The sequence below is a fragment of the Halopenitus salinus genome (assembly GCF_055397165.1).
The window spans coordinates 1,805,353-1,827,823 of the sequence record NZ_AP043853.1 but is presented as its reverse complement, the minus strand read 5'-3'; the positions used below and the strand labels follow the sequence as shown (position 1 = coordinate 1,827,823).

Genomic DNA, 22,471 nt, shown 5'->3' with positions numbered 1-22,471 from the left:
ACGTCGACCGACCGCAACGGAACCGGAACTCACGCCGCGAGACGGCGGGTCGCCTCGGCGAAGGTCCGCGCGCCGGCCACGCAGTCGTCCCAGGGCGTGAACTCGGCCTCGTTGTGGGTGATCCCGTCCGCGCTCGGCACGAACAGCATCGCGGCGTCCGTGACGTCGTTCAGGTACTTCGCGTCGTGGCCGGCGCCCGAGACGACCCGCTCCGCGTCCGCGTCGACCGCCTCAGCCGCGGTCGCGGCCGCATCGCACACGCGCGAGGAGAACTCGGTGTGGGGGATCCGCCACAGCTCAGACACGCTCGCGTCGGCGCCCACGCGATCGCTTGCGGCCTCGACCTCCGCGGACGCGCGGTCGATGGCCGCCTCGACCGTCGCGTCGTCGTAGCTGCGGACGTCGATCGTGAACTCGGCTCGGCTCGGGATGACGTTGACCGAGTTCGGCTCGACGTCGAGGCGGCCGACGGTCGCGACCGCGTCCTCGGAGAGACGTCCCGGGAGCGCCTCGATCTCGTCGATCGCGGCGGCGGCCGCGGCGAGCGCGTCGGAGCGTGCGTGCATCGGGGTCGGTCCCGCGTGGTCGGCACGCCCCTCGATCGTCGCCTCGAGCCAGGCCATCCCGAAGACGCCCTCGACGATCCCGACGGGGGTACCGCGTTCCTCGAGGGTCGGTCCCTGCTCGACGTGTAGCTCCAGGAAGGCGTGGATCGAGCGGGGTTCACACGACGTCTCGCCGCGATAGCCGATCCGCTCGAGCTCGTCGACGAATCGGACCCCGTCGCCGTCGCGCAGGTCGTAGGCCTCCTCGAGGTCGACGTTGTCGGTGAACACGCCGCTGCCGAGCATCGGGTTCTCGAAGCGCGATCCCTCCTCGTTCGTCCAGTTCACGATCTCGACCGGCCGCGTCGTCTCGATCCCGTGGTCGTCCAGCGCGCGGAGCGTCTCCAGCGCCACCAGCACGCCGAGTTGGCCGTCGTATCGGCCTCCCCGGGGCTGGGAGTCGAGGTGGGAACCGATCAAAACCGGATCGGCGTCCGGGTCGGTCCCTTCGCGTCGCCCGAAGACGTTGCCCATCTCGTCGATCGTGACCGCGAGGTCGAGCGCTTGGAGGTCGTCGACGAACCGGTCGCGGGCGGTCGCGTCGGCGTCCGAGAGCGCCAGCCGGTGGAGTCCGTCGTTCTCCGTGGCGCCGATTTCGGAGTACGCCTCGAAGCTCCGTCGGAACCTGTCCGCGTCGATCGTGAGCGCGGGCGCGTCCTCGCCCGCCGTCCCGTCGGGATCGCTCATCGTGGCAACCACAGCCGGTCGCGAGTTAACGGTGGCGGTGAAAAGGGGTCGCGATCCGACGAACGGCACGGACCGGGGGAACCACGCGAGTTCGGCGTTCGGTGTGGACGCATCCGGGTGATTCCGGCAGCGGGTTCCGGAACGCGGTCGATAGCTAATTAACCACGGGCCGTGGTGTATCGATCATCATCATATGACACGGTCAGGTGCGGATTACTTCGTGGAGGCGATACAGGAGTACGGCGTCGAGTACCTCTTCGGGAACCCGGGAACGACCGAGGTGCCGATCGTCGAGGCGGCCGACCGCAGCGACCTCGAGTACGTCCTCGGCGTCCACGAGGACATCGCGGTCGGGATGGCCTCCGGATACGCCTGTACGCGACGCGAACACGGCGACGAGACGCCGGTCGGTGTGGTCAACCTCCACATCGCGCCGGGGATGGCTCACGGCCTTGGGAACCTCTACGGGGCGGCGCGCGCGAACGCGCCGGTGATCGTCACGACCGGCGCCCACAAGACCGCCACCCAACACCAGGAGCCGATCCTCCAGGGCGACGTCGTCGAGATGACCCGGCAGTACACGAAATGGAGCGCCGAGGTGAAGGACTCGACCGCCATTCCGAGCATGCTCCGCCGCGCGTTCAAGGTCGCGACCACGCCGCCGATGGGGCCCGTCTTCCTTGCGTTCCCGGTCGACACGCTCCTCGGCGAGGTCTCGGAGCCGATCCGACCGTACACCCCGACTCCCGAACTCGGTCCCGGCCGACCCGAAGGGATCGAACGCGCCGCCGAGATCATCGCCGACGGGGAGGAGGCGACGATCATCGCCGGGGCCCAGATCGCCTGGGACGGCGAGGACGCCATCGACGAGGCGGTCCGGCTGGCGGAGGCCTCCGGCGCTCGCGTCCACGGCGAGGTGCTCCAGTCGGCGATCGCCTTCCCGACCGGCCACGACCAGTGGATCTCGGCGGCCGGAAAGAGCGCCGACGCGCTCCGGGAGATCCACGACGCCGACACGCTGCTCCTGCTCGGCTGTTCACACCACACGCCGACGCTCGGCCACACGGAACCGATCACGCCGCCGGATACCGACGTCGTCGCCGTCGGGACGAACCCCTGGGAGATCGGAAAGAACGAGCCGGTCGACGTAAGCCTGCTCGGCGACGTCTCGGAGACGCTGGAGGCGCTCGCGGACGCGGTCGAGGATCGGGTCCCCGAATCGGAACGCGAGCGGCGTCTCGAGGCGGTTCGGGAGTTCAAGGCCGCGAAGGCGAGCGGAGCGGACGACGCGGACGGGGACGGGGCGGAAACGGAGCGGTTCCTCTCGAAGCCCGAGCTGGCGGACGCGATCGCCGAGGTCGCCCCCGAGGCGTACCTCGTCGACGAGAGCGTCACCACGCGCGGCGCCCTCTACACCCAGATCGAGATGGGCCCGAGACAGCTCCACGGCAACAAATCCGGCGGACTCGGCTACGGTCTCCCGGCGGCGGTCGGCGCCGCGATCGCGGAGAACGACCGCGAGAACCCCCGCTCCGTGATCGGGACCGTCGGCGACGGCTCCTACCTCTATTACCCGCACTCGCTGTACTCCGCCGCCCGCTACGACGTGGATCTCACCGTGTTGGTCTCGAACAACCACAACTACCGGATCCTCAAGGACAACGCGGCGCGCGTCCTCGGGGAGCGCGGCGAGGATCCGGAGTTCTCGATGATGGACTTCGATCCGGGCGTCGACTTCGTGCAGAACGCCGAGAGCCACGGCGCCGACGCCGCGTCCGCGGAGACCTACGAGGAACTCGTGGACGAACTCGAGTCGGCGATCGACGACGACGGGGCGAACGTGATCGACGTCGCGGTGCGGGACTGACCGACGTCGCGGTGTGGAGGTGCTCGGGGTCGATCGAAACGAACCCCCTCGAGGTCGTTCGCCGGCGCCGTCGATCCGGCGTCCGCAGGGGACCAACTATATGGCCGTGGGCGCCCCTTGAAGGGACGATGGACGTTCGCGAGGGGGACCGGGCACAGTCCGTACAGGTCGGGGTCATCTTCCTGTTCGGGTTTCTCATCGTCGGCCTGTCGGTCTATCAGGTCGCGGTCGTGCCCGAACAGAACCGCCAGGTCGAGTTCAACGCCTACCAGCAGGCGGCGGCGGACCTCACGGACGTGCGAAACGACGTCCTGGCCACGGCGGAGCGCGATACAACCCTCGGAACGACGGTGAAGACCGGCGTGCAGTACCCGAGTCGTGCGATCTTCGTCAACCCCGGTCCGCCGCCCAACCGGATCGCGACGACGGGGGAGCGGAACGTGTCGATCGAGAACGTCGAGGCGGTCGACGCCGAGGCCGACAACGCCCGCGCGTTCGTCGCGAACAACGTGAGCGACCGGAGCTACGCGACCCGTGACGTTCGCTACGACCCGAACTACAACGTGCTCAACGCGCAGCCGATGGTCGTGACCGGACAGCAGGCCTATCGCGTCGCCGGCGACCGGCCGATCCCGCTCGCCAGCCAGACCCTCATCGGCGGCGAGGAGGGCGAACGGATCCATCTCACGACGATCGACGGCGACCTCTCCGCGGGGGGGTCCACCGTTCCGGTCACGAGCGACTCCGTGAGCGCCTCGACCCGGGCGACGACGATCCGATCGGCCGACGGCGGGGACATCACGCTTCGACTCGAGACGCCGGCTGGGCTGTCCGCGGACGGGTGGATCGACCGGACGGGACGCGACCTCAACGGGACATACGCGCGCGTCCTGAACGTCGAAAACGCGACGACCGGCGGCGGTCCAGAGCGGGTCGCCGTCACCCTCGCCGGGGGCGGCGGACGGTCCTACCAGCTTCGTCTCTCGCGCGTCGAGGTCCGAAGCGCGGATGCGGCGTCGACGGTCGAGGACCCCGAACCGGCGTACATCACCTCCCGAGGGGAGGGATACCGGACGGTGAGTGCCGGCCAGCGAACCGCGGTTTCCACACGGGTTCGAGACGAGTTCACGAATCCGGTGGAGGGGGCGACGGTCCGGTTCAACGTCACCCGGAGCAATGCGACCCTGGTCGACGCGGACGGCCAGAGCCTCGGGACGACACACGAGGTCACGACGACCGCCGAGGGGACCGCGTCGGTGCGCGTCGACACGGCGGGCGTGACCGAGGACGTTCGCGTGAACGCGACGGCGGTCGATGCGACGTCGGAGTTCGATTCGACGACGGCCGAGATACAGATACTCGAGACCGGAACACCGGCTCCCGGCGAGCAAGCCTCCGCGAGCATAACCACGGGATCCCCGAGCATCTCGGGAGATAGCGTCACGGTGCCGCTGGAGAATCCGACGGGCGAATCGGCGACGATCGAGGCGCTCGGGTTCAACTTCTACTTCGAACAGACGCCGGGTAGAGGAGGTGGCGGCAATAATCGAGACGTGAGTTCCGCCACGCTCGCGTCGACGGGACAGACATTCGAGATACCCGGACCGATCGATCCCCTCGATCAGGAGATCGCCGTTCCGGCGACCGGAACCGACGTGACGTTCCAGTTCGACGACACGCCGAGGGAGGGGGACTTCTTCGTGATCACCGTTCAGTTCGCCGACGGCGTCACGAGGACCTTCTTCGTCTGACTGTGAGCGGGGTTCCGCTCAGTCCTCCTCGACGACCTCGGGGTCCTGGATGGCCGACTGCAGCGAGTCGAGGCCGTTGACCCACTCGGAGACGAGGCCGTACTCGAGGTCCTCGACGAGTTCGATGTCGAGGCGGTCGCCATCGATGACGCGCGTGCCGGCCTGGACGACGTACCCGAGGGCGGCATCGAGGTCCTCGTCGGCCTCGGCGTCGGCGGCCGCGCGGACGTACTCGTCGAGGTCGCCCTCGACCGTACCGCCGACGACGTACTCCTCGGCCGCGTAGAAGACGGGGACGAGGGACGTCTGGACGCCGTCTATCAACATCGCCTCCTCCTCGTCCTCCAGTTCGACGTCGGCTAAGACGATCTCGCGGACCGTCTCGATCTCCTCGAGGGCGCGGTCGTCGTCGATCCGGCCGTCGTCGAGCGCGGAGAGGATCTTCGCGACCGCGATGGCGGCGTCGTCCTGGAGGTTCAAGAGCAGACGGGCGGAGTCCTCGTTTTCGGGATCAAGGTCCTCCTCCTCGACGCGAGTGATCCAGTTCTGCCAGCGTTCCTCGGTGTAGAAGGTCTCTACGGCGTCGTCGGCGTCCTCGGTCATGTACCAACCGTCTCGTGGGCCACTCAAATGCCTTTCTTATCCGCCATCCTCACGGGAGGGAGTGGCACGACGGGCGGGTCGATGCGACGCCCGTCCGCGCCTCCCTCACGCGTGACCCGCGTCCCCGAGTTCAAGTGGATCCGCGCCGTCCACCCGACATGGCTCTGTACGACGCGATCGCCGATCTCCCCGTTCACATCGAGACGGAGGAACGGCGCCAGCGCCGCGCCGAAACGACGAGCGAGTTCGAGCGCGTCACGACCGAGATCGAGCTCTCCGGCGAGGGTGCCGTTGGACGCGGCGAGGACGTCACCTACGACGAGGTCGACCACGACCGGTTCCCCGAGGCGCCGGACCTCGACCTCGCGGGCGAGTGGACGATCGACTCCCTCTCGAACCACCTGGGGGAGATCGACCTCTTCGCGGACGGCGGGCCCGAACGGGAGCCCTCGCGGGCCTATCGGCGGTGGGCCTACGAGAGCGCGGCCCTCGATCTGGCGTGTCGACAGGCGGGGACCGACGTCGCGAGCGTCCTCGATCGCGAGGTCGAGCCGGTCCGGTTCGTGGTCTCCACCCGGCTCGGCGACCCGCCGAGCGCGGACCGGATCGAGCGGCTGTTGTCGGCCGATCCGGACCTCGAGTTCAAGCTCGATCCGACCCCGGCGTGGACGACGGATCTGGTGGCGGCGATCGCCGACACCGACGCCGTCCGCATCCTCGATCTGAAGGGCTGGTACGAGGGGACGGACGTCGACGTGCCGGCCGACCCGGAGCTGTACGATCTGGTGATCGACTCGTTCCCGGAGGTCGTCATCGAGGATCCGGCGTTCACGGTGGAGACCCGCGAGTCGCTGTCCGCGGAGGCCGACCGGATCGCCTTCGACTACCCGGTGTCCGACCGCGAGAGCCTTCGGTCGCTGCCGGTCGATCCCGGGTGGTGTAACGTCAAGCCCTCACGGTTCGGCTCCCTGAGATCGCTTCTGGAAACGATCGAGTACTGCCTGGGGAACGACATCGAACTCTACGGAGGCGGGCAGTTCGAACTCGGCGTGGGTCGCGATCAGATCCAGCTTCTCGCGTCGCTTTTGTACCCGAACGGGCCGAACGACGTCGCGCCGCGCGCGTACAACGACCCGGACTCCTCGCCGCCGTACCCGGGGAATCCGCTGTCGATCGACGACGTCGTCGGGTTCCGGATCGAACGCGAGTAGCGACGCGTCGCGTCCGCCGGAACTCCACCGGGAAACGAATCAAGCGCCTCTCCGGAATTCCCGTGAGCGGAGCGAACGGGAAGTCGGAGTGGCGCGAAGTGAGTGAAACGAACCGAGCGCCTCTCCGGAAGGTGCAGCTTCAAGTCGGTCGAACCGAATGTCGATCGGACGTGAGCAACTCGACGATCCGCCGCGCCTGGTCGGACCCGTACCGCCGGCGCTGGGTGCTGTGGGGCATCCTCGCCGTCTCGTTCCTGCTCGTCAACGTCTACCGGCTCTCGACGGCGGTGCTCGCCGGCGACCTGATGGACGCGCTCGGAACGACGGGGGCCCAGCTCGGGACGCTGCACGCGATGTTCTTTCTCGTCTACGCGCTGTTGCAGATCCCGACCGGCGTGCTCGTCGACCGGATCGGCCCCAGGATGACGGCAGCGAGCGGCGGGGCCGTGATGAACGTCGGGGCGATCTGGTTCGCGCTCGCGGACACCTACGTCTCGGCGCTGGGCGGCCGGTTCCTGGTGGGCCTCGGCGGGAGCGTCATCTTCGTCTCGCTGCTCGGCTTCTGTGCGAACTGGTACCGCGTCGACGAGTTCGGCACGATGAACGGGATCTCCTTCGGGGTGAGCGGCGTCGGCGGCATCCTCGCGACGACGCCGCTCGCCGTGGCGGTCTCGCTCGCGGGTTGGCGGACGGTCCTCCTCGGACTCGCGGGGTTCGGGCTGGCCATGTCGGCGCTCGTCGTTCTCCTCGTCCGCGACTCGGCCGAGCACGCGGGGCTGGAGCCGATCGAGGACACTCCGGAACAGTCACGGCCCTCGGTCGGGGAGATACGGACGTATCTCGGCCGGATCCTCGCCGACCGATGGATCTGGGTCGCCGCGGTGATGCTCTACTGCGTCGGCGGGATCAACTTGACCCTGCTCGGCCTGTGGGGGATCCCCTACGTCGTCCAGGTCTACGGCGTGAGCGTGACGACCGCCTCGACGATCACGCTGCTCGGCGGGATCGGGACGGTGATCGGTCCCCCGGCGTTCGGGTGGGTCACGGATCGGATCGGCCGTCGCTCGGAGTTCATCCTCGCGTCGACGGTGGGGTATACGATCGCCGTCGGGACCATCGCACTCCTCGGCGACCCCCCGCTCGTCGTCGTCGGAGCGGCGTTCTTCCTGGTCGGCGCCCTCTTCGGCGCCGTCGTGTTGACCTACCCGATGGTCCGCGAGCGCTTCGACGAGCGCGCGAGCGGGATCGCGTTGGGGACGATAAACGGGGCCGCGTTCTTCGGGGCGGCGTCGTTCCCGACGCTCATGGGCTGGGTCCTCGACGTCTACTGGACCGGCGAACTGCTCGACGGCGTCCGCGTGTACACGATGGCCGGCTACCGCGTCGCGTTCGCGATCGGGACGCTCGCCGGCGTCGTGGCGTTGGTCTGTGCGGTCCGGATCCACCGAACGGCCTGAGTCGTGCGGACCGAGCCGCACGGCCACGTCCCGAGCCGTGGAAGGCCATCCGACGCCCGTCTCACCGGGTGAGCGGCATGTTGTAGGACGTCTCCTCGGCCATCACGTGCTCCCAGGTGCGCTCGCACGCACACGAGACCTGCTCGAAGACGCTCGGGTCCTGTCGGAGGTCGAAGTCCTTGATCGCGGTCTGGACGCGGTCGTCACACTCCCCGCAGTTGTGCGCGCCGCGGTCGGAGCCGTGTCCGACCGGGTCGGAGACGACGATCCCGTCGACGTCGGCGGTCTCCTCGAGGACGTGTGCGACGCTCCAGAGCCACGGCGGCCGGTAGCCCCCCTCGAAGAACAGCTCGTCCACCATCGTGTACCGCTGGACGTTACACGGGTTCATCGAGACGGTGTGACATCCCTCGACGTCGACACAGCGGCGCACGGAGGAAACCATGTCCGAGACCGCCTCGGGCTCCGCGAGGAACGGCGGCTTCATCAGGAGGTACGCCTTCACGCCGGCGCCGACGGAGACGGCCTCCGCGCAGGCGGCCTCGAAGTCCGCGAACTCGAAGTACTTGTTCACACAGTCCCGGCGGACGCGATCGGTGGCCGTCTCCAGACCGATTGCGACGTCCGTCTCGAGGCCGACCTCGGTGAAATCCGATACGGAATCCGCCTCGACGAAGTCGGGCAGCGACTCGACGACGATCCGGTCGCGATCGGCGAAGGTATCGGCGATGGCGGCGCGCGTCTCGGCGGGGACCTCGCGCTCGTCGAGGAACGATCCGGAGGTGTAGATCTTGACGAGCTCCGAGGGGTACTCGGCGTTGTTCCGCTCGTGGGCGAGGCAGGCGTCGATCTGGTCCATCAGCGCCTCGTGGGGGACGCTGCCGCCCTCGACGGATTCGGCGACGTAGCCGCACATCGTACAGCCGCCGGCGCGGGCCCACCGGCAGCCGCCGGTGTTGAGGATGATCGTGAGCGACTGGCGGACGCCGTCGGGGGTGTTGTCCTCGTCGATCCACACCCGGGTCGGCTCGTGGGGGTCGTAGGTCTCCTCGCGCTCGGCGCGGACGTCGCGCATCACGGCGTTGTGCGCGTCCATGCCGCGCCCCTGCTCGTAGGCGTCGGGGGTCGGAGTGCTCATTACGTCCCGATCCGGGACGACCGCCTAAAGCCGCTTCGTCCGGCGGGAGCCGCGGCCGGTTCGGATCAGTAGTCGAGGTCGAGCGCCCAGTTGACCGCGAGCGAGACGGCGACGAGCGCAAGGAGGACGGCGAGGAACCCGAAGGAGATCCCCCAGTCGAACCGGTCGGCGAGGAACCCCATCACGACGGATCCCAGCGAGGCGACGATCATGTAGACGGTCCGAACGAGCCCGAATCCGGCGCTTCGTTCGTCGGCCGTCATCTCCTCGAAGAACCGGGGCAACACGGCCGGGCCGAAGCTCATGGCGAAGCCCACGAGGACCGACCCGACCGCGAGGACGACGAGCCCGTCCTCGAGCGTCAACGCCGCGATCCCGACGACGCCGGCGAGCATGCAGCCGGCAGTGACCCCGTCGCGTCCCAGGCGGTCCGCGAGGATCCCGACGCCGACCTGGCCGATCCCCTGGGCGACGAAGTACAGCGAGAAGAGCGCGCCGGCGAGCGCGGTCGAGTAGCCGTGGCGCTCGACGAGCAGGGTCGGCAGGAACGAGGCGACCCCCTGCCAGGCGAACTCGCCGACGAGGGCGAGCCAGAGCGTAAAGAGGATCGAGGGCCGCGAGAGCAGGTCGACCATCGGCTCGAGTCGAAACCGGTCGCGAAGCGACTCGTCGATCCGGCGTGGATCGACCGGCCGCACGCGCCAGGCGAACAGCACGACCGTTGGGATCCCGATCGCGGCGGTGATCGCGACCGCCGGTCGCCACCCGTACCGGTTCGCGATCCAGGCGACGGCGACGGGCGTCGCGAGCCCCGCGACCGTCCCGCCGGCGTTGTGGATCCCGATCGCGCTTCCCACGTCGTCGTAGAGCCGCGAGACGAGCGTCGTGGCGACGCTGAAGTGGAGTCCCGCAAGCGCGCCGAGCAGGATCGCGGCGAGGAAGAAGACGGGAAAGACGGGCGCCAGCGCCACGACCAGACAGGCGACCGCGGTCCCGCCGACGGAGACGAGGACGACCGTCCGGTCGCCGTAGCGGTCGGCGAGCACCCCGCTCGGATACTGGACGAGCCCGTAGGCGAGCCACATCCCGCTCAGGGCGACGCCGATGGCGGCGTTCGAGACCCCGAACTCGTCCGTGATCGCCGGCACGACCGGGCTGATCGCCAGGCGGCCGACCATCGTGACGAGGAACGCGAGCGTACACAGCGTGAGGACGGTGTCGCGATACCGCCACGTCGGGAGCCAGCGAGCCTGCACCGTACTCGGGTATCGATCCCGCGGCAAAGAACGTGCGGGTCCCGGCGATCGGTTGCCGGTGAACGGACGCACCCGACGGATGCCCGAGAGCCGCCGCGAGGCGCGTCGGGAGAAGATTGATTACGGTCACCGATCGATCGCCGAACATGGCCCCGCATTCAGACTCGCCCTCCAGCGAGATCGAATCGACCAACGACGACGCGATCGACGATCCCGACGACGCCGGCGACGATCCCGGCTGTCCGAAGTGCGGCCACGGCGAAACCGAGGTCGGCGCGATCTCGACGACCGGCGGCGGCCTCTCGAAGATGTTCGACATCCAGACGAACAGCTTCAAGGTCGTCTCGTGTACCAACTGCGGCTACTCGGAGCTCTACCGCGACACCACCTCCGGAGCGAGCGACATCGTCGACGTCTTCCTCGGGTGATGGCGGGGGCGGGACTCGTCTCCATCGTAATCCTGCTCGCGATCGTCGCGCCGGTCGTCCTCTACCTCCTCGTGCGCTCGGAACACGACCGCCGCGAGGTGATGGACAGACGAAGCGCCGAACGAGCCGCTCGACGCGACGCCGACGAGGGTGTTCGCGAGGCCGATGACGAGCCGAGGGCTAACGGCGACGAGTGGGGCAGCGAAGACGGGGATTCGACCGCCGGGCGCGGCGGCTGGAAGTAGCCGAGTTCGAATCACTCCTCCGAGTCGGCGAAGTCGTCGTAGATCCGGTCCATCCGCGCCGCCATGACGAAGTCCGTCTCGTGGAGCCCGTCTATCGCGTGGGTCCACATCTCCACCGTCACCTCGCCCCACCGCAGGTGGACGTCGGGGTGGTGCCACTCCTCCTCCGCGAGTTCGCCGACCTCTATCGTGAAGTCCAACGCCTCCCGGAAGTCCTCGAACGCGTAGGTCCCCTCGAGGTGGTGGTCGTCGACGACGGTCCAGACGTCGTCGTCCAGTTCGTCGAGCAGTTCCGCGTACTCGTCCGCCGAAAGCGGGTCCTCGGCGGAGGAACACGCCTCGCACTCCCGATCCGCGAGTTCAGGGGTCATGTACGTCCGTAGGGGCTCTTTCGGCATGTATCTTGCCGGGAGGACGTGTCGCCATCCAGTCGGCGTTTCCCCCGATCCCAACCCCTTTGGCGATCGGCGGTACCGATGAGGTATGTACGCGACGGCACCCGACCTGCTGCGGTTGGCCATCGTGCCGGTCCTCGCGTGGGCGGCGCTTCGCGACGTCCGGACGCGCCGGCTCCCGAACCGGATCTGGCCGCCGCTTTATGCCCTCGGAGCGGTCTGTCTCCTCTGGGAGAGTGCGCTCCGGTGGCCGCTCTCGGGGCTCGACGGGCGGCTGTTTCTCGTCAGGATCGCGATCAGCCTGCTCTTCGTCGCGCCGCTCGGGATCGGGTTCTGGTACGTCGGCGGCTTCGGCGGCGCCGACGCCAAGGCGCTGGCCGCGATCGCGATCGTCCTCCCGACCTACCCGAGCTACGTCCTGCCGGTCGCCGGGATCCCGGCGCTTCCGGCGGTCGAGACGCACGTCGGCGTGTTCTCGTTGACCGTCCTCACGAACACCGTCCTGATCGGCGTCTGTTACCCGATCGGGCTCGGCGTCTACAACGCGCTTCGGGGGCGGTTCTCGGCCGCGATGTTCCTCGCCCGGCCGGTCGACGTCGAGCGCCTCCCCGACCTGCATGGCCGGCTCTTCGAGACGCGCGAGGGATACACGCGGCGCGGGCTCGACCTCGACGCGCTCCGGATGTACCTCCGCTGGCGCGGCCTGACGCTCGCGGCGGTTCTCGAGGAGCCCGACCGCTATCGTGACCCGGAAACCGTCGACGAGACGTTCGATCCGACCGACGGCGGCACGCATCTGGAGCCGGCGACCGACGGCGGCGAGGGTCCAGAGAAGCCGGGGTCAGAGCCGAAGCCGGAGTCGGAGCCGGACTCGGAGCCGGAGCCAAATCCGGACATGAACCCGGAGCCGGACCCGGATCCCTGGGCGGCGGAGCGGTTTCTCGCGTCGATCGAGGGATCCGCCTACGGAACGGATCCCGGGACGCTCCGTGAGGGGCTCGAGACGGTCTGTGAGCCCGACCGGGACCGCGTCTGGGTCTCCCCGGGAATGCCGTTCGTGGTGCCGATGTTCCTCGGGCTCGTCGTCTCTCTCACCTACGGCGACGCGTTGTTCGCGTTCCTGCGAGCGATCGGGCTGGTGTGAGGCCGACCGCAGGCGGACCGATCATCGGGCGATACCCGCCCGTCAGGCGGAGCCGCCGGCCTCGATGGTCGTCTCGCGGGTGCGGTCGCCGTCGCGCCACCGGAGGTCGAGTCGCATGCTCGGGTCCTCCAGGTCCGCGATCTCCGGATCGGAGACGGGGAACTCGAACTTCCGGACGGCGATCTCACCGGCCGGCACCGAGATCGCGATCGCCTCCGCGGGAGCGTACGCGATCCGCGGCCCCCGGCGGTTGAGGGCGGCGACGAAGGTCCCGTCGACGTCCCCGACGTTCGAGACCGTCACCCGCGCCGTGACGGTCCCGCCGATCGAGACGGACTCGGGAGCCTCGAAGGAGACCTCGAAGTCGGTCGGCGGCCGGACGAGTCGAGCACGTGCCGCCTCGGGGAGCGCGTGCTCGCCGTCGGGACGGACGAGTCGGGCGTCCTCGGCCCCGGACAGCGGCTTGGAGAGCGGGACGGCGATCCATCCACGCGCCGCCGGATCCGACTCGGGAAGGCCGTAGGCGTCGCCGAATCCGGGCAGCGACCACGGGTCCTCCCCGATCCCGGCGGTCGCCGGGTGCGTCCCGTCCGGAGTCCCGATCGCGAACCCGTCCGCGGGATACGCCCCGGGGTCGGCGGTCTCGACGTCGGCGATCAGGTACTGTTCGTTCCGGTCGCCGTAGACGCCGTAGGAGTCCGGCGAGTCGAGCGCGACGACCGCGGGACGAACCGTCACGTCGTGGACCGTGACGCCGCCGTTCTCCCCGTCCTCGCTCCCGCTTCCGTCGCCGAAGCGACCGACGCTTCCGAGACACCCGCCGAGCGATGCGAAGGCGACGGGACAGAGCCCGGCCAGGAAGCGACGTCGGGAGGCGGTCATGGTCCCGGCTACGCGTCCGTCCGTGAAAACACCACAATTGGCACAAAGGGGCGTTTGAGTCATCCGGGCGACGAAGCGCCACAACGGCTATGGCGTCGCCGACCCAGGTCGGCCCATGGGTCCCGTCAACGAATCCGAACTCGAGTGGGACGCCGAGGAGCACGGGGAGGCGAGGTTCCGCCGCAAGCAGCTCGGCGAGGCCGGCGACGGCGAGCGGATCGGCTGTGGCCTCTACGAGCTGCCCGCCGGATCCCGCTCGTGGCCGTACCACTACCACGCCGCGAACGAGGAGGCGATGTACGTGCTCTCGGGGTCCGGATCGCTTCGGCTCGCGGGGGAAACGTACCCGATAGAGGCCGGCGACTACGTCGCGTTTCCGGCGAACGAGGCGGGCGCACATCGCGTGATCAACGACTCCGAGGAAACGCTTCGATACCTGATGGTCTCGACGATGGAGGACCCGGGCGTGACCGTGTATCCCGATTCCGGGAACTTCGGCGTCTACGTCGGATCGCCGCCCGGCGGGCGCGATTCGCGGTCGCTACACGGGTACTACGCGATCGACGACGGCGTGGACTACTGGGAGGACGTTGCGAGCGGAGACGCTCCCGATGCGGACGCAGATTCCGACCCCGACCCCGATGCCGACACCGGATCCGATCCCGACGCCGATTCCGGAACGGTGGAGTGAACACGGCCGCGGACCCCAAAAGGCCTATTCGACCGGTCCGCCTCGAGTGTCGTATGAGCGAATCCGAAAGCGGGATCGAGGAGGCCGAAGTCGACGTCGACTTCGGCGAGGACGGTCTCGTCCCCGCGATCGCCCAGGACGCGGACTCCGGGGAGGTGTTGATGCTCGCGTACGTCTCGCCAGAGGCGCTCGACCGGACCCTCGAGACGGGCGAGGCCCACTACTACTCCCGCTCGCGCGAGGAGCTGTGGCACAAGGGCGGGACCTCCGGACACGTCCAGTCGATCGAGGAGGTGCGGGTGGACTGCGACGAGGACACGCTTTTGTACCTCGTCGACCAGACGGGCGGCGCCTGCCACACCGGCCACCGGTCGTGTTTCCACCGGACGATCGACGGCGAGCACGTCGGCGAACGGGTCTTCGAGCCCGACGAGGTGTACTGACGATGCGTACCCGGGAGGCGGAGTGAGATGACGGACTCGCGAGCGGCGGACGAGGACGAGGGGACCCACGTCGAGCCGGGCGAACCCGCGGTCGGGGAGGCGGACGAGGCGGTGACGAGGGCAGCCCGCGCCGCCGCCGAGCTGCGCGAGCGCTACGACGAGCGCCACGCCATCGAGGACCGGATCGAGGAGATCGGACGCGAACGCGTCGAGGCGGCCGCGGACGGGTATCGGACCGCGATCCGGGTGCTCGACCGATACGAGGAGGACGCGACGGGAACCGGCGACTTCGAGTCGTACGTCCGGTTCGAAAGCGAGTTCGACGCGGCGACGAACGTGGACGAGGACGTGCCCGCGGGCGACGCCTTCGAGGCGGCCGACGAGGCGGCCGACAAACGGCGGCTCTCGACGGAGGACTTCGAGGCCGCACGCGAGGCGCTCGAGCCGGCGGGGGAGTACGTCGACCTGCTCGAGCGACGCGACGAGGCGATCGACGCGTACCGGCGAGCGAGACACGACGCGCGGGAGGCGCGCGACGAGCTCGCAGAGCACGTCTCTGAGCTCGAGCGGATCGAGGAACACGCCGACGTCGACCTCGACGCGCCGGTCGAGGAGCTGGAGGAGCCGATCGAGGCGTACAACGAGGCCGTCGAGGAGGACTTCGAGACGCTTCTGAAAGCCGAGAGCGCGCGGGAGGTCTTCGACGTCCTCGAGACCGCGGAGCGCTATCCGCTCGTCGAGGTCGACCGACCGCCCGCGGACCTGCGGGAGTACGTCGCGGAGCACGCCGCCGGGGAGGAGCCGCTCCGGACGCTTCTGGAGTACGCGGACTACTCGCCCTCGAAGCTCGACCACTACGTCGAGGACCCCGGCGCGCTCCGGACCGCGGTCGCGGTCCACCGGACGTGGATCGACCGGCTCGACGGCGAGCCGTTCAGGGTCGAGTGCCCCCCGAAGCCGGCCGAGGAGCTCCGTTACCGGATCAAGGAGCTCACCCCGATCGTCTCCCGGTTCGCCGACGAGGAGACGGTGGCGCTGTTGCGCGCGGTCGACGACCTGACGCGGTCCGAGGAGTACGAGTCGCTGCGGGAGGCCGCGACCGTCCGTGCCGAACTCGACGACGAGGAGCTGTCGCTTCTCGTCTCCGGTGTGATCCACGACCGCCTGACGACGGCGCGTGACGTCCTCGACCTCCTCGAGTCGGTGATCGCGGAGACGGAGGAGTGAGCTAGCGGGCGTCCTCAAGCGCGTCGATCAGATCGGCGGCGAGTTCGCTCGCACGGTCGTCCGAGCGCGCCTCGGCGTAGACGCGGATCTTGGGCTCGGTCCCCGAGGGCCGAACGAGCACCCACCCGTCGTCGTGGTCGAGGCGATAGCCGTCGGTGGTGTCGAGCGCCGCGTCGGCCGCGCGCGCATAGTCCTCGGCGGCGGCGAGCAGCCGGTCGCGTTCGGCCGTCGAGCCGTACTCGAGCCCGGACCGGACGTTGTGGTAGTCCGCGTACGGCGCCACGACCTCGCTCGCGGTCGCCCCGTCCGCGAGGAGTTCGAGGAAGCGCGCCGCGATGAAGGCGCCGTCGCGCGAGAGGCGGTACTCCGGGAAGAAGACGCCGCCGTTGCCCTCGCCCGCGATCGGGACGCGCCGACCTTCGGCCTCCAGCTCGCGAACGCGGGTGATGATGTGGGTCGCCCCGATGGGCGTCAACTCGAGGTCTGCGCCGACGTCCTCACAGACGTCAACGAGCCGCTTGGAGGCGTTGACCGCGGAGACGACCGCGTCGCCGGGCGAGAGCGCGTCGGCCGCGAGCGCGGCGAGGGAGGCGTCCCCCTCGATGTACGTCCCGGTCTCGTCGACGAAGACCGCCCGGTCGGCGTCGCCGTCGTGGGCGATCCCCAAATCGGCGTCCGTCGTCCGAACCAGCCGCCGGAGGTCGTCGAGGTGGTCCGGGACGGGCTCGGGAAGCCGGCCGGGAAAGCGACCGTCCGGCTGGGCGTTGACCGTGCGAACCGAACAGCCGAGCCGGCGGAACACCTCGGGATTGGCGACCGACCCTGCCCCGTGGCCCGGATCGACGGCGACGGTCAACTCGGCGTCGACGATCGCCTCCCGGTCGACGGCGGAGACGACGGACTCGACGTACGCGTCCGCGACCCCGTCGATCTCGCGGGTCGAACCGGCCGAGAGGGGGTCGGCGTCGGCGAACGACTCCTCGAGAACCAGCTCTTCGACGCGCGAGAGCGCGTCCACCGTCAACTCGACGCCGTCGGCACCGACGAGCTTGATGCCGTTGAACTGGGGCGGGTTGTGCGAGGCGGTGACGAGCACGCAGGGGATCCCGTGTTCCTCGCAGTACCGCCCGACCGCGGGCGTCGGGACGACGCCGAGGCGATCGACGTCGCGGCCGACCGCCGCGAGCCCCGCGGCGACCGCGTTCGAGAGCAGCTCCCCCGTGGTCCGCGTGTCACGGGCGACGGCGACCCGGTCCGTCCCCCAGACCGTCCCCGCGGCCTTCGCGATCCGCATGGCGAACTCCGGCGAGAGGTCATCGAGCGCGACGCCGCGGACGCCGCTGGAGCCGAAGAGCTTCATACGCCGACCAGGGTGGCGGGTGGGAAAGCCGTTCCGAAGGACGCGACCCACGCCGTCCGACGAACGCGATCCACGCCGAATCGGCCAGGACGGGGCCACGCCCGATCGAACGTCGGGACGTTCATACGACTGCGCCCGATACCCTCGACATGGAGCTGTCACGACGGGACCTGCTCGCGAGCGTGGGAACCGCCGGTACCCTCGGCGTCTCGGGGTGTCTCGACTTCGCGGCCGGCGAGGGGCCGCAGGGGCCCTCGGGCGACATCGACGACCTGCAGTGCGAGGAGGAGGGGTTCCGGCGGCTGGACCAGCGGTTCTCCGAGGAGGGAATGAGCTACGTCAGCGCCTACACCGCAGAAGACGTCCGGTTCGAACTCGCCGCACAGGGGACCGAAAAGACGTACGGGAGCGATCTGCGGGTCGTCCTTCGCTGTCTCGATCAGGGCGTCGACGTCGAGATCGCCAGCAGCGACCATCTCGCCATCCAGCGTGAGACCGCCTCGGGCTGGCGCGACGTCCGTGGGACGACCGACGGGAGCGCCGTCACCTATCCCGACGAGACGAAGACGGTCGGTTCCGGCGGCGGATACACCTGGTCGATCACGCTTCGCGAGGAGTCCGTCGCCGACACGCTTTCGACCGCGGATCTGACGGTCTGTCCCGAACTGGGGATCGGCCAACACCGGTTCGTCTACTGGGGCCTCCCCGGTGAGACGGCGATCGGCCGGCAGTTCGAGCTGATCGGTTGATCGCCGATGCGAAAGGAGACCGCCGAGAGGCGTCAGATCACCGATTCAGCGTGTGGATCGCCTGATCCCGAACGTTCTCCGCGGCCTCCATCACGGCCTCCGCGAGCGTCGGGTGCGTGTGGATCGTCGCCGCGACGTCCTCTACGGTCGCGCCCATCTCGACCGCGAGCGTGACCTCCGCGATCAGCTCCGAGGCCTCCGGGCCGACGATCTGGCCGCCGAGGACGAAGCCGGTCTCCTCGTCCGCGACGATCCGAACGAACCCGTCGGTGTGGCCGGTCGTGAGCGCCCGCCCGGAGGCGTTGAACGGCATCTCCCCGACCGCCGGATCGAAGCCCTCCGCCTCGGCCTCCGAGGGCGTCAGCCCGACGGTCGCGATCTCCGGGTCGGTGAAGACCGCCGCCGGGACGGCCTGGTGGTCGAGCGCGGCTGGCTCGCCCGCGATCGTCTCGGCCGCGACGATCCCCTCCCTGGAGGCCGCGTGCGCGAGCATCGGGTCGCCGGCGACGTCGCCGACGGCGAAGACGTGATCGAGGTCGGTCCGCGCCCGGTCGTCCGTCTCGATGAATCCGCGGTCGTCCGTCTCGAGGCCGAGGTTCTCGAGATCGAGGGTGTCCGAGACCGGTCCGCGGCCGACGGCGACGAGCACCCTGTCGGCGTGGTAGCTCGAACCGGCGTCGTCCGTCGCCTGATCGCCGGCGTCGTCCGATCCGGAGTCGTCGGCATCGACATCCTCACCGTCGTTGTCCGCCGGCGGCTCCGTCTCGATCAGGATCCCGCCGTCCGCGGCGTTCGACCAGCCGGTCGCCCCCTCGCCGGTCCGGATCTCGATGCCGAGGTCCGCGGCGCGGCGTTCGACGACGCGCGTGACGTCCTCGCCGTAGGGCAGGAGGATCTCATCGAGCATCTCGAGGACGGTCACCTCGCTGCCCAGCTTGGCGTAGACGGTCGCGAGTTCCATCCCGATGTAGCCGCCGCCGACGACCACGAGCCGATCGGGGACGGTCTCGGCCGCGAGCGCCTCCTTCGAGGACCACACCGGGTCGTCGCCGAAGGAGAAGCCGGGGATCTCGATCGGTCGCGATCCGGTTGCGATGATCGCGTGTTCGAACTCGATCGACTCCGAGCCGCGCCCCTCGCCGCCGTGGGCGATTCGGGCCGTGTGCTCGTCGACGAAGGTGGCGGTCCCCTCCACGAGGTTCACGCCGTTCGCCTTACAGAGCTTCTCGACGCCGCCGGTCAGCTGTCCGACGACGCCCGACTTCCACGACTGCATCCCCTCGAAGTCGATCGCCGGGTCGGCGTGAACGCCCATGTGTTCGGCGGAGCCGGCCTCGTGGGCCACGTCCGTCGCCGTGATGAGCGCCTTCGAGGGGATACACCCGCGGTTGAGACACGCGCCGCCGTAGGCGTCCCGCTCGCAGAGCGTGACGTCGAGCCCGTGTTGTGCGGCGCGGATGGCGGCGACGTAGCCGCCCGGTCCACCGCCGATGACCAATACCTCCGTTCCCGTCGAGACGTCTCCTACTACCATGATTGTGTGTTCCGTGATACCGTGTTACTCCGCGAGCAGGAGCATCGGGTCCTCCAGATGCGCCCGCACCGTGTTCATAAACCGCGCGGCGACCGCGCCGTCGATCACGCGGTGGTCGATCGAGAGCGAAAGCGGGAGAGTCGGACGAGCGACGACCCGATGGCCGTTCGCCGGGTCCGCTCCCCCACCTTCGGATACCGATGCCGCTCCACCGGCTCGCGCGCCGCCGAGTTCCTCGGCGGGCTCGGCGACCGGCCGGTGTTCGATCGCACCGAGCCCGAGGATCGCCGTCTCGGGCGGATTGATTATCGGGGTCGCGTACTCCCCGCCGATGGCCCCGAAGTTCGTGATCGTGAACGTGCTTCCGCGAAGCTCCTCGGGGGAGCACTCGCGGGCGCGGGCACGCTCGATGAGATCCGAAAGCGTCTCCGCCAGCTCGAAGAGCCCCAACTCGTCGGCGTCCTCGACGACCGGAACGAGGAGCCCGTCGTCCGTCTCGACCGCGATCCCGACGTCGTAGTACCGCTTCGTCACGATCTCGGCGTCGCCCGAACCCGCGTCATCGGAGGGGTCCTCCCCGACGGTTCGAAGCTCCGAGTTGAGGATCGGATACTCCTCGAGCCCCGCGATGACCGCCTTGATGACGAAGGGGAGGTAGGTGAGCCGGATCCCACGCTCGTCCGCCCTCGACCGGAGCCGATCGCGCGCCTCGACGAGCGCGGTCACCTCGGCCGTGTCGTGATGGCTGACGTGCGGGGCCGTGAACTTGGATCGCTGCATCCGCTCGCCGGTCGCCCGGCGAACGCCGCGGTAGGGGGTCGTCTCCTCGTGGCGTCCCTCCGACGTCGTCGATGTCGAGCGACCGGACGCCTCGGATCGCTCCGAACTCGCGTCGGCGCGCTCGCGCGCGTCGGGGGCGGCCGCGTACTCGCGAACCTGTTCGGCGGTGACGAGGGCTTCCCCGTCGCGGGTCCGATCGGTCGGGACGACCTCGAGGTCGACGCCGAGTTCGCGGGCGAGACGCCGGGTCGCCGGCACGGCGAGGGTTCGCTCGCGGGCGCCGGAGACGCCGGATTCGGGACCGTCACCGGCCATCTCGACACGGGAGGACGGCGATTCGCGTTTGGAGTCGTCCCCATCGTCCCCGTCGTCCTCCGCGTGTTCGCGAACGTCCGGTTCGGTGATGCGACCGCCGACGCCGGACCCGGAGACGCCATCGAGATCGACGCCGAGTTCGCGGGCGAGGCGGCGGACGGAGGGCGGAGCGAACGTCCGGCCGCTCGAGGAAGCCGAATCCGTTGGCGGCTCCGCTTCACCATCGGGTGGTTCCTCGCCGTCCGCTGACGCCCCTCCGTCATCCCCCGGCGGTTCCCCGTCGTCCACGGGGGGCGAGGAGCCGACGGATCTCTCCTCGTCCGGAACCTCGATCGTGACGATCACCGTCCCGACCGGGACGACCGCGCCCTCCTCGACGTGCAGCTCGCGCACCGTCCCCGTGTAGGGTGAGGGGACCTCAACGAGGGCCTTGTCGGTCTCGACCTCAGCGATCGGCTGATCCTCGCGGACGGCCTCGCCGGGTTCGACGAGCCAGCTCACGATCTCACCCTCCGCGATCCCCTCGCCGACGTCGGGAAGGGAGAACTCCTCGACGGTCATGGTCGACGCCCCGCGACGGTCATGGCTCAAACCCCGCGACCTCACGGATGCCCTCGGCGATGCGCGCCTCGTTCGGCAGGTAGTAGTCCTCCTTGGCGTACTGGGGATAGGGTACGTCGAAGCCGGTCACCCGACCGATCGGCGCCTCCTGATACAACAGCGCCTCCTCCTGGAGGATGGCCGCGATCTCGCTGGCGAGTCCGCCGGTCCGGGGCGCCTCCTGGACGACCGCCGCGCGGCCGGTCCGTTCGAACGCATCCACGATCGCCTCGCGATCGAGCGGCGAGAGCGTCCGGAGGTCGAGGACCTCACAGGAGATCCCCTCTTCGGCGAGGGTCTCCGCCGCCGCGAGCGTCGGCCGGGTCATCGCGCCCCAGGTGTAGACGGCGACGTCCTCGCCCTCCCGTCTCCTCGCGGCCTCGCCGAGGGGGACCGTGTACGGCTCCTCGGGAACGGGGCCGCGAAAGGCCCGGTAGATGAGCTTCGGCTCCAGGAAGACGACCGGGTCGGGATCGCGGATCGACGCGATCAACAGTCCCTTGGTGTCGCGGGGGGTCGAGGGGACGACGACCTTCAGGCCGGGCTCGTGGACGTAGAACGCCTCCTTCGACTCCGAGTGGTGTTCGGGCGCGCGAATGCCGCCGCCGTAGGGGGCCCGCAGGGTGACCCGAAGCGGCATCCGCCCCTGGGTTCGCGTTCGGAACCGCGCGAGGTGTGAGACGATCTGGTCGAAGGCGGGATAGATGAACCCCGAGAACTGGATCTCCGGGACCGGAGCGAGCCCCATCGACGCCATGCCGACCGACGCGCCGACGATCGCCGACTCCGCGAGCGGGGTGTCGACGACGCGGTCCTCGCCGAACTCCGCCATGAGCCCCTCGGTCGCCCGGAAGACGCCGCCGTTCGTCCCGACGTCCTCGCCCAACACGAGGACGTCCTCGTCGCGTTCGAGCTCGGCCTCGAGCCCCTCCCTGACGGCCTGGACGATCGTGAGATCGCGCGACGAGTCGGCGCCGTCGGTCGCGTCGCTTCCGGGACGATCGGAGTCGTGCTCGTCCGCCTCCGTCGCCGCCGGATCGCTCATCGAGGCCTCCGTTTCGACGGCGACGGCTGCCCGTCGGCGCGGGTCAGCCCCGTCGGAT

General features: G+C 69.5%; 20 protein-coding genes and 1 pseudogene. 11 read left to right on the top strand and 10 right to left on the bottom strand.

The window, feature by feature from the left end:
• Positions 1–29: 29 nt before the first annotated feature.
• Positions 30–1,292: a Zn-dependent hydrolase gene (locus ACZ5YD_RS10900; protein ID WP_379743150.1), complete on the bottom strand. Its 1,263-nt coding sequence runs from the start codon at positions 1,290–1,292 to the stop codon at positions 30–32.
• Positions 1,293–1,485: 193 nt separating this feature from the next.
• On the opposite strand from ACZ5YD_RS10900, the gene ACZ5YD_RS10895 reads away from it, so the two are divergent.
• Both ACZ5YD_RS10895 and ACZ5YD_RS10890 read left to right on the top strand, forming a co-directional pair.
• Complete coding sequence (locus ACZ5YD_RS10895; RefSeq protein WP_379743153.1) at positions 1,486–3,159, top strand: thiamine pyrophosphate-binding protein; 1,674 nt, start codon at positions 1,486–1,488, stop codon at positions 3,157–3,159.
• Positions 3,160–3,287: 128 nt separating this feature from the next.
• A complete protein-coding gene (locus ACZ5YD_RS10890) occupies positions 3,288–4,910 on the top strand; it encodes a hypothetical protein (RefSeq protein WP_379743156.1) in 1,623 nt (540 codons plus the stop codon).
• 18 nt (positions 4,911–4,928) lie between these two features.
• On the opposite strand, the gene ACZ5YD_RS10885 is transcribed toward ACZ5YD_RS10890, so the two are convergent.
• The gene (locus tag ACZ5YD_RS10885; protein ID WP_379743159.1) at positions 4,929–5,513 is read right to left on the bottom strand and encodes a DUF2150 family protein; all 585 of its coding nucleotides are present in this window, start codon (positions 5,511–5,513) and stop codon (positions 4,929–4,931) included.
• 158 nt (positions 5,514–5,671) lie between these two features.
• On the opposite strand from ACZ5YD_RS10885, the gene ACZ5YD_RS10880 reads away from it, so the two are divergent.
• Together ACZ5YD_RS10880 and ACZ5YD_RS10875 are read left to right on the top strand one after the other, a co-directional pair.
• Entirely contained in the window at positions 5,672–6,724 is a 1,053-nt protein-coding gene (locus ACZ5YD_RS10880) for an enolase-like domain-containing protein (RefSeq protein WP_379743162.1), read from the top strand.
• A gap of 170 nt (positions 6,725–6,894) precedes the next feature.
• The gene (locus ACZ5YD_RS10875; protein WP_379743165.1) at positions 6,895–8,181 is read left to right on the top strand and encodes an MFS transporter; all 1,287 of its coding nucleotides are present in this window, start codon (positions 6,895–6,897) and stop codon (positions 8,179–8,181) included.
• 61 nt (positions 8,182–8,242) lie between these two features.
• On the opposite strand, the gene ACZ5YD_RS10870 is transcribed toward ACZ5YD_RS10875, so the two are convergent.
• Together ACZ5YD_RS10870 and ACZ5YD_RS10865 are read right to left on the bottom strand one after the other, a co-directional pair.
• Positions 8,243–9,319, bottom strand: coding sequence for an archaeosine biosynthesis radical SAM protein RaSEA (locus ACZ5YD_RS10870; RefSeq protein WP_379743167.1), 1,077 nt, complete (start codon positions 9,317–9,319; stop codon positions 8,243–8,245).
• A 65-nt stretch (positions 9,320–9,384) separates the two neighbouring features.
• On the bottom strand, positions 9,385–10,497 hold the full coding sequence (locus ACZ5YD_RS10865; RefSeq protein ID WP_464384473.1) for an MFS transporter: 1,113 nt from the start codon (positions 10,495–10,497) through the stop codon (positions 9,385–9,387).
• A 224-nt stretch (positions 10,498–10,721) separates the two neighbouring features.
• On the opposite strand from ACZ5YD_RS10865, the gene ACZ5YD_RS10860 reads away from it, so the two are divergent.
• Both ACZ5YD_RS10860 and ACZ5YD_RS10855 read left to right on the top strand, forming a co-directional pair.
• Positions 10,722–11,003, top strand: a complete 282-nt coding sequence (locus ACZ5YD_RS10860) for a zinc ribbon domain-containing protein (protein WP_379743173.1) — start codon at positions 10,722–10,724, stop codon at positions 11,001–11,003.
• A complete protein-coding gene (locus tag ACZ5YD_RS10855; RefSeq protein ID WP_379743176.1) occupies positions 11,003–11,248 on the top strand; it encodes a hypothetical protein in 246 nt (81 codons plus the stop codon). Before ACZ5YD_RS10860 ends, ACZ5YD_RS10855 begins: the two co-directional genes overlap by 1 nt.
• An 11-nt stretch (positions 11,249–11,259) precedes the next feature.
• Here ACZ5YD_RS10855 and ACZ5YD_RS10850 read toward each other — a convergent pair whose 3' ends face one another.
• Complete coding sequence (locus ACZ5YD_RS10850) at positions 11,260–11,619, bottom strand: 4a-hydroxytetrahydrobiopterin dehydratase (RefSeq protein ID WP_379743179.1); 360 nt, start codon at positions 11,617–11,619, stop codon at positions 11,260–11,262.
• Between the two features lie 112 nt (positions 11,620–11,731).
• Here ACZ5YD_RS10850 and ACZ5YD_RS10845 point away from each other — a divergent pair, with 112 nt between their 5' ends.
• Positions 11,732–12,787: a prepilin peptidase gene (locus ACZ5YD_RS10845; protein WP_379743184.1), complete on the top strand. Its 1,056-nt coding sequence runs from the start codon at positions 11,732–11,734 to the stop codon at positions 12,785–12,787.
• A 42-nt stretch (positions 12,788–12,829) separates the two neighbouring features.
• Here the strand turns inward: ACZ5YD_RS10845 and ACZ5YD_RS10840 are convergent, their stop codons facing one another.
• The gene (locus ACZ5YD_RS10840; protein ID WP_379743187.1) at positions 12,830–13,669 is read right to left on the bottom strand and encodes a COG1361 family protein; all 840 of its coding nucleotides are present in this window, start codon (positions 13,667–13,669) and stop codon (positions 12,830–12,832) included.
• Between the two features lie 115 nt (positions 13,670–13,784).
• Between ACZ5YD_RS10840 and ACZ5YD_RS10835 the strand changes: the two are divergent.
• The 3 genes and pseudogenes from ACZ5YD_RS10835 to ACZ5YD_RS10825 all read left to right on the top strand — a co-directional run.
• Positions 13,785–14,255, top strand: a pseudogene (locus ACZ5YD_RS10835) (cupin domain-containing protein); the annotation flags it as partial.
• Between the two features lie 158 nt (positions 14,256–14,413).
• On the top strand, positions 14,414–14,803 hold the full coding sequence (gene hisI / locus ACZ5YD_RS10830) for a phosphoribosyl-AMP cyclohydrolase (protein WP_379743190.1): 390 nt from the start codon (positions 14,414–14,416) through the stop codon (positions 14,801–14,803).
• A 27-nt stretch (positions 14,804–14,830) separates the two neighbouring features.
• The gene (locus ACZ5YD_RS10825; protein WP_379743193.1) at positions 14,831–16,030 is read left to right on the top strand and encodes a DUF7118 family protein; all 1,200 of its coding nucleotides are present in this window, start codon (positions 14,831–14,833) and stop codon (positions 16,028–16,030) included.
• 1 nt (position 16,031) lies between these two features.
• Here the strand turns inward: ACZ5YD_RS10825 and glmM are convergent, their stop codons facing one another.
• Entirely contained in the window at positions 16,032–17,390 is a 1,359-nt protein-coding gene (glmM, locus tag ACZ5YD_RS10820) for a phosphoglucosamine mutase (RefSeq protein ID WP_379743197.1), read from the bottom strand.
• Between the two features lie 149 nt (positions 17,391–17,539).
• Between glmM and ACZ5YD_RS10815 the strand changes: the two genes are divergently transcribed.
• The gene (locus ACZ5YD_RS10815) at positions 17,540–18,139 is read left to right on the top strand and encodes a hypothetical protein (protein ID WP_379743200.1); all 600 of its coding nucleotides are present in this window, start codon (positions 17,540–17,542) and stop codon (positions 18,137–18,139) included.
• 37 nt (positions 18,140–18,176) lie between these two features.
• Here the strand turns inward: ACZ5YD_RS10815 and lpdA are convergent, their stop codons facing one another.
• From lpdA to ACZ5YD_RS10800, 3 genes are read right to left on the bottom strand one after another with little or no spacing between them, the layout of a single operon-like run.
• Positions 18,177–19,673 carry a dihydrolipoyl dehydrogenase gene (gene lpdA, locus ACZ5YD_RS10810; protein ID WP_379743202.1) on the bottom strand — a complete coding sequence of 499 codons (1,497 nt, stop codon included), beginning with the start codon at positions 19,671–19,673 and terminating at the stop codon, positions 18,177–18,179.
• Between the two features lie 24 nt (positions 19,674–19,697).
• On the bottom strand, positions 19,698–21,329 hold the full coding sequence (locus tag ACZ5YD_RS10805; RefSeq protein ID WP_379743205.1) for a dihydrolipoamide acetyltransferase family protein: 1,632 nt from the start codon (positions 21,327–21,329) through the stop codon (positions 19,698–19,700).
• Positions 21,330–21,348: 19 nt separating this feature from the next.
• On the bottom strand, positions 21,349–22,413 hold the full coding sequence (locus ACZ5YD_RS10800) for an alpha-ketoacid dehydrogenase subunit beta (RefSeq protein ID WP_379743208.1): 1,065 nt from the start codon (positions 22,411–22,413) through the stop codon (positions 21,349–21,351).
• Positions 22,414–22,471: the final 58 nt, after the last annotated feature.

Coding starts and splice junctions, on each gene's coding strand:
- ACZ5YD_RS10900 (WP_379743150.1), bottom strand. CDS start 1,292: ATGAGCGATCCCGACGGGACGGCGGGCGAGGACGCGCCCGCGCTCACG.
- ACZ5YD_RS10895 (WP_379743153.1), top strand. CDS start 1,486: ATGACACGGTCAGGTGCGGATTACTTCGTGGAGGCGATACAGGAGTAC.
- ACZ5YD_RS10890 (WP_379743156.1), top strand. CDS start 3,288: ATGGACGTTCGCGAGGGGGACCGGGCACAGTCCGTACAGGTCGGGGTC.
- ACZ5YD_RS10885 (WP_379743159.1), bottom strand. CDS start 5,513: ATGACCGAGGACGCCGACGACGCCGTAGAGACCTTCTACACCGAGGAA.
- ACZ5YD_RS10880 (WP_379743162.1), top strand. CDS start 5,672: ATGGCTCTGTACGACGCGATCGCCGATCTCCCCGTTCACATCGAGACG.
- ACZ5YD_RS10870 (WP_379743167.1), bottom strand. CDS start 9,319: ATGAGCACTCCGACCCCCGACGCCTACGAGCAGGGGCGCGGCATGGAC.
- ACZ5YD_RS10865 (WP_464384473.1), bottom strand. CDS start 10,497: ATGGTCGGCCGCCTGGCGATCAGCCCGGTCGTGCCGGCGATCACGGAC.
- ACZ5YD_RS10860 (WP_379743173.1), top strand. CDS start 10,722: ATGGCCCCGCATTCAGACTCGCCCTCCAGCGAGATCGAATCGACCAAC.
- ACZ5YD_RS10855 (WP_379743176.1), top strand. CDS start 11,003: ATGGCGGGGGCGGGACTCGTCTCCATCGTAATCCTGCTCGCGATCGTC.
- ACZ5YD_RS10850 (WP_379743179.1), bottom strand. CDS start 11,619: ATGACCCCTGAACTCGCGGATCGGGAGTGCGAGGCGTGTTCCTCCGCC.
- ACZ5YD_RS10845 (WP_379743184.1), top strand. CDS start 11,732: ATGTACGCGACGGCACCCGACCTGCTGCGGTTGGCCATCGTGCCGGTC.
- ACZ5YD_RS10840 (WP_379743187.1), bottom strand. CDS start 13,669: ATGACCGCCTCCCGACGTCGCTTCCTGGCCGGGCTCTGTCCCGTCGCC.
- hisI (WP_379743190.1), top strand. CDS start 14,414: ATGAGCGAATCCGAAAGCGGGATCGAGGAGGCCGAAGTCGACGTCGAC.
- ACZ5YD_RS10825 (WP_379743193.1), top strand. CDS start 14,831: ATGACGGACTCGCGAGCGGCGGACGAGGACGAGGGGACCCACGTCGAG.
- glmM (WP_379743197.1), bottom strand. CDS start 17,390: ATGAAGCTCTTCGGCTCCAGCGGCGTCCGCGGCGTCGCGCTCGATGAC.
- ACZ5YD_RS10815 (WP_379743200.1), top strand. CDS start 17,540: ATGGAGCTGTCACGACGGGACCTGCTCGCGAGCGTGGGAACCGCCGGT.
- lpdA (WP_379743202.1), bottom strand. CDS start 19,673: ATGGTAGTAGGAGACGTCTCGACGGGAACGGAGGTATTGGTCATCGGC.
- ACZ5YD_RS10805 (WP_379743205.1), bottom strand. CDS start 21,329: ATGACCGTCGAGGAGTTCTCCCTTCCCGACGTCGGCGAGGGGATCGCG.
- ACZ5YD_RS10800 (WP_379743208.1), bottom strand. CDS start 22,413: ATGAGCGATCCGGCGGCGACGGAGGCGGACGAGCACGACTCCGATCGT.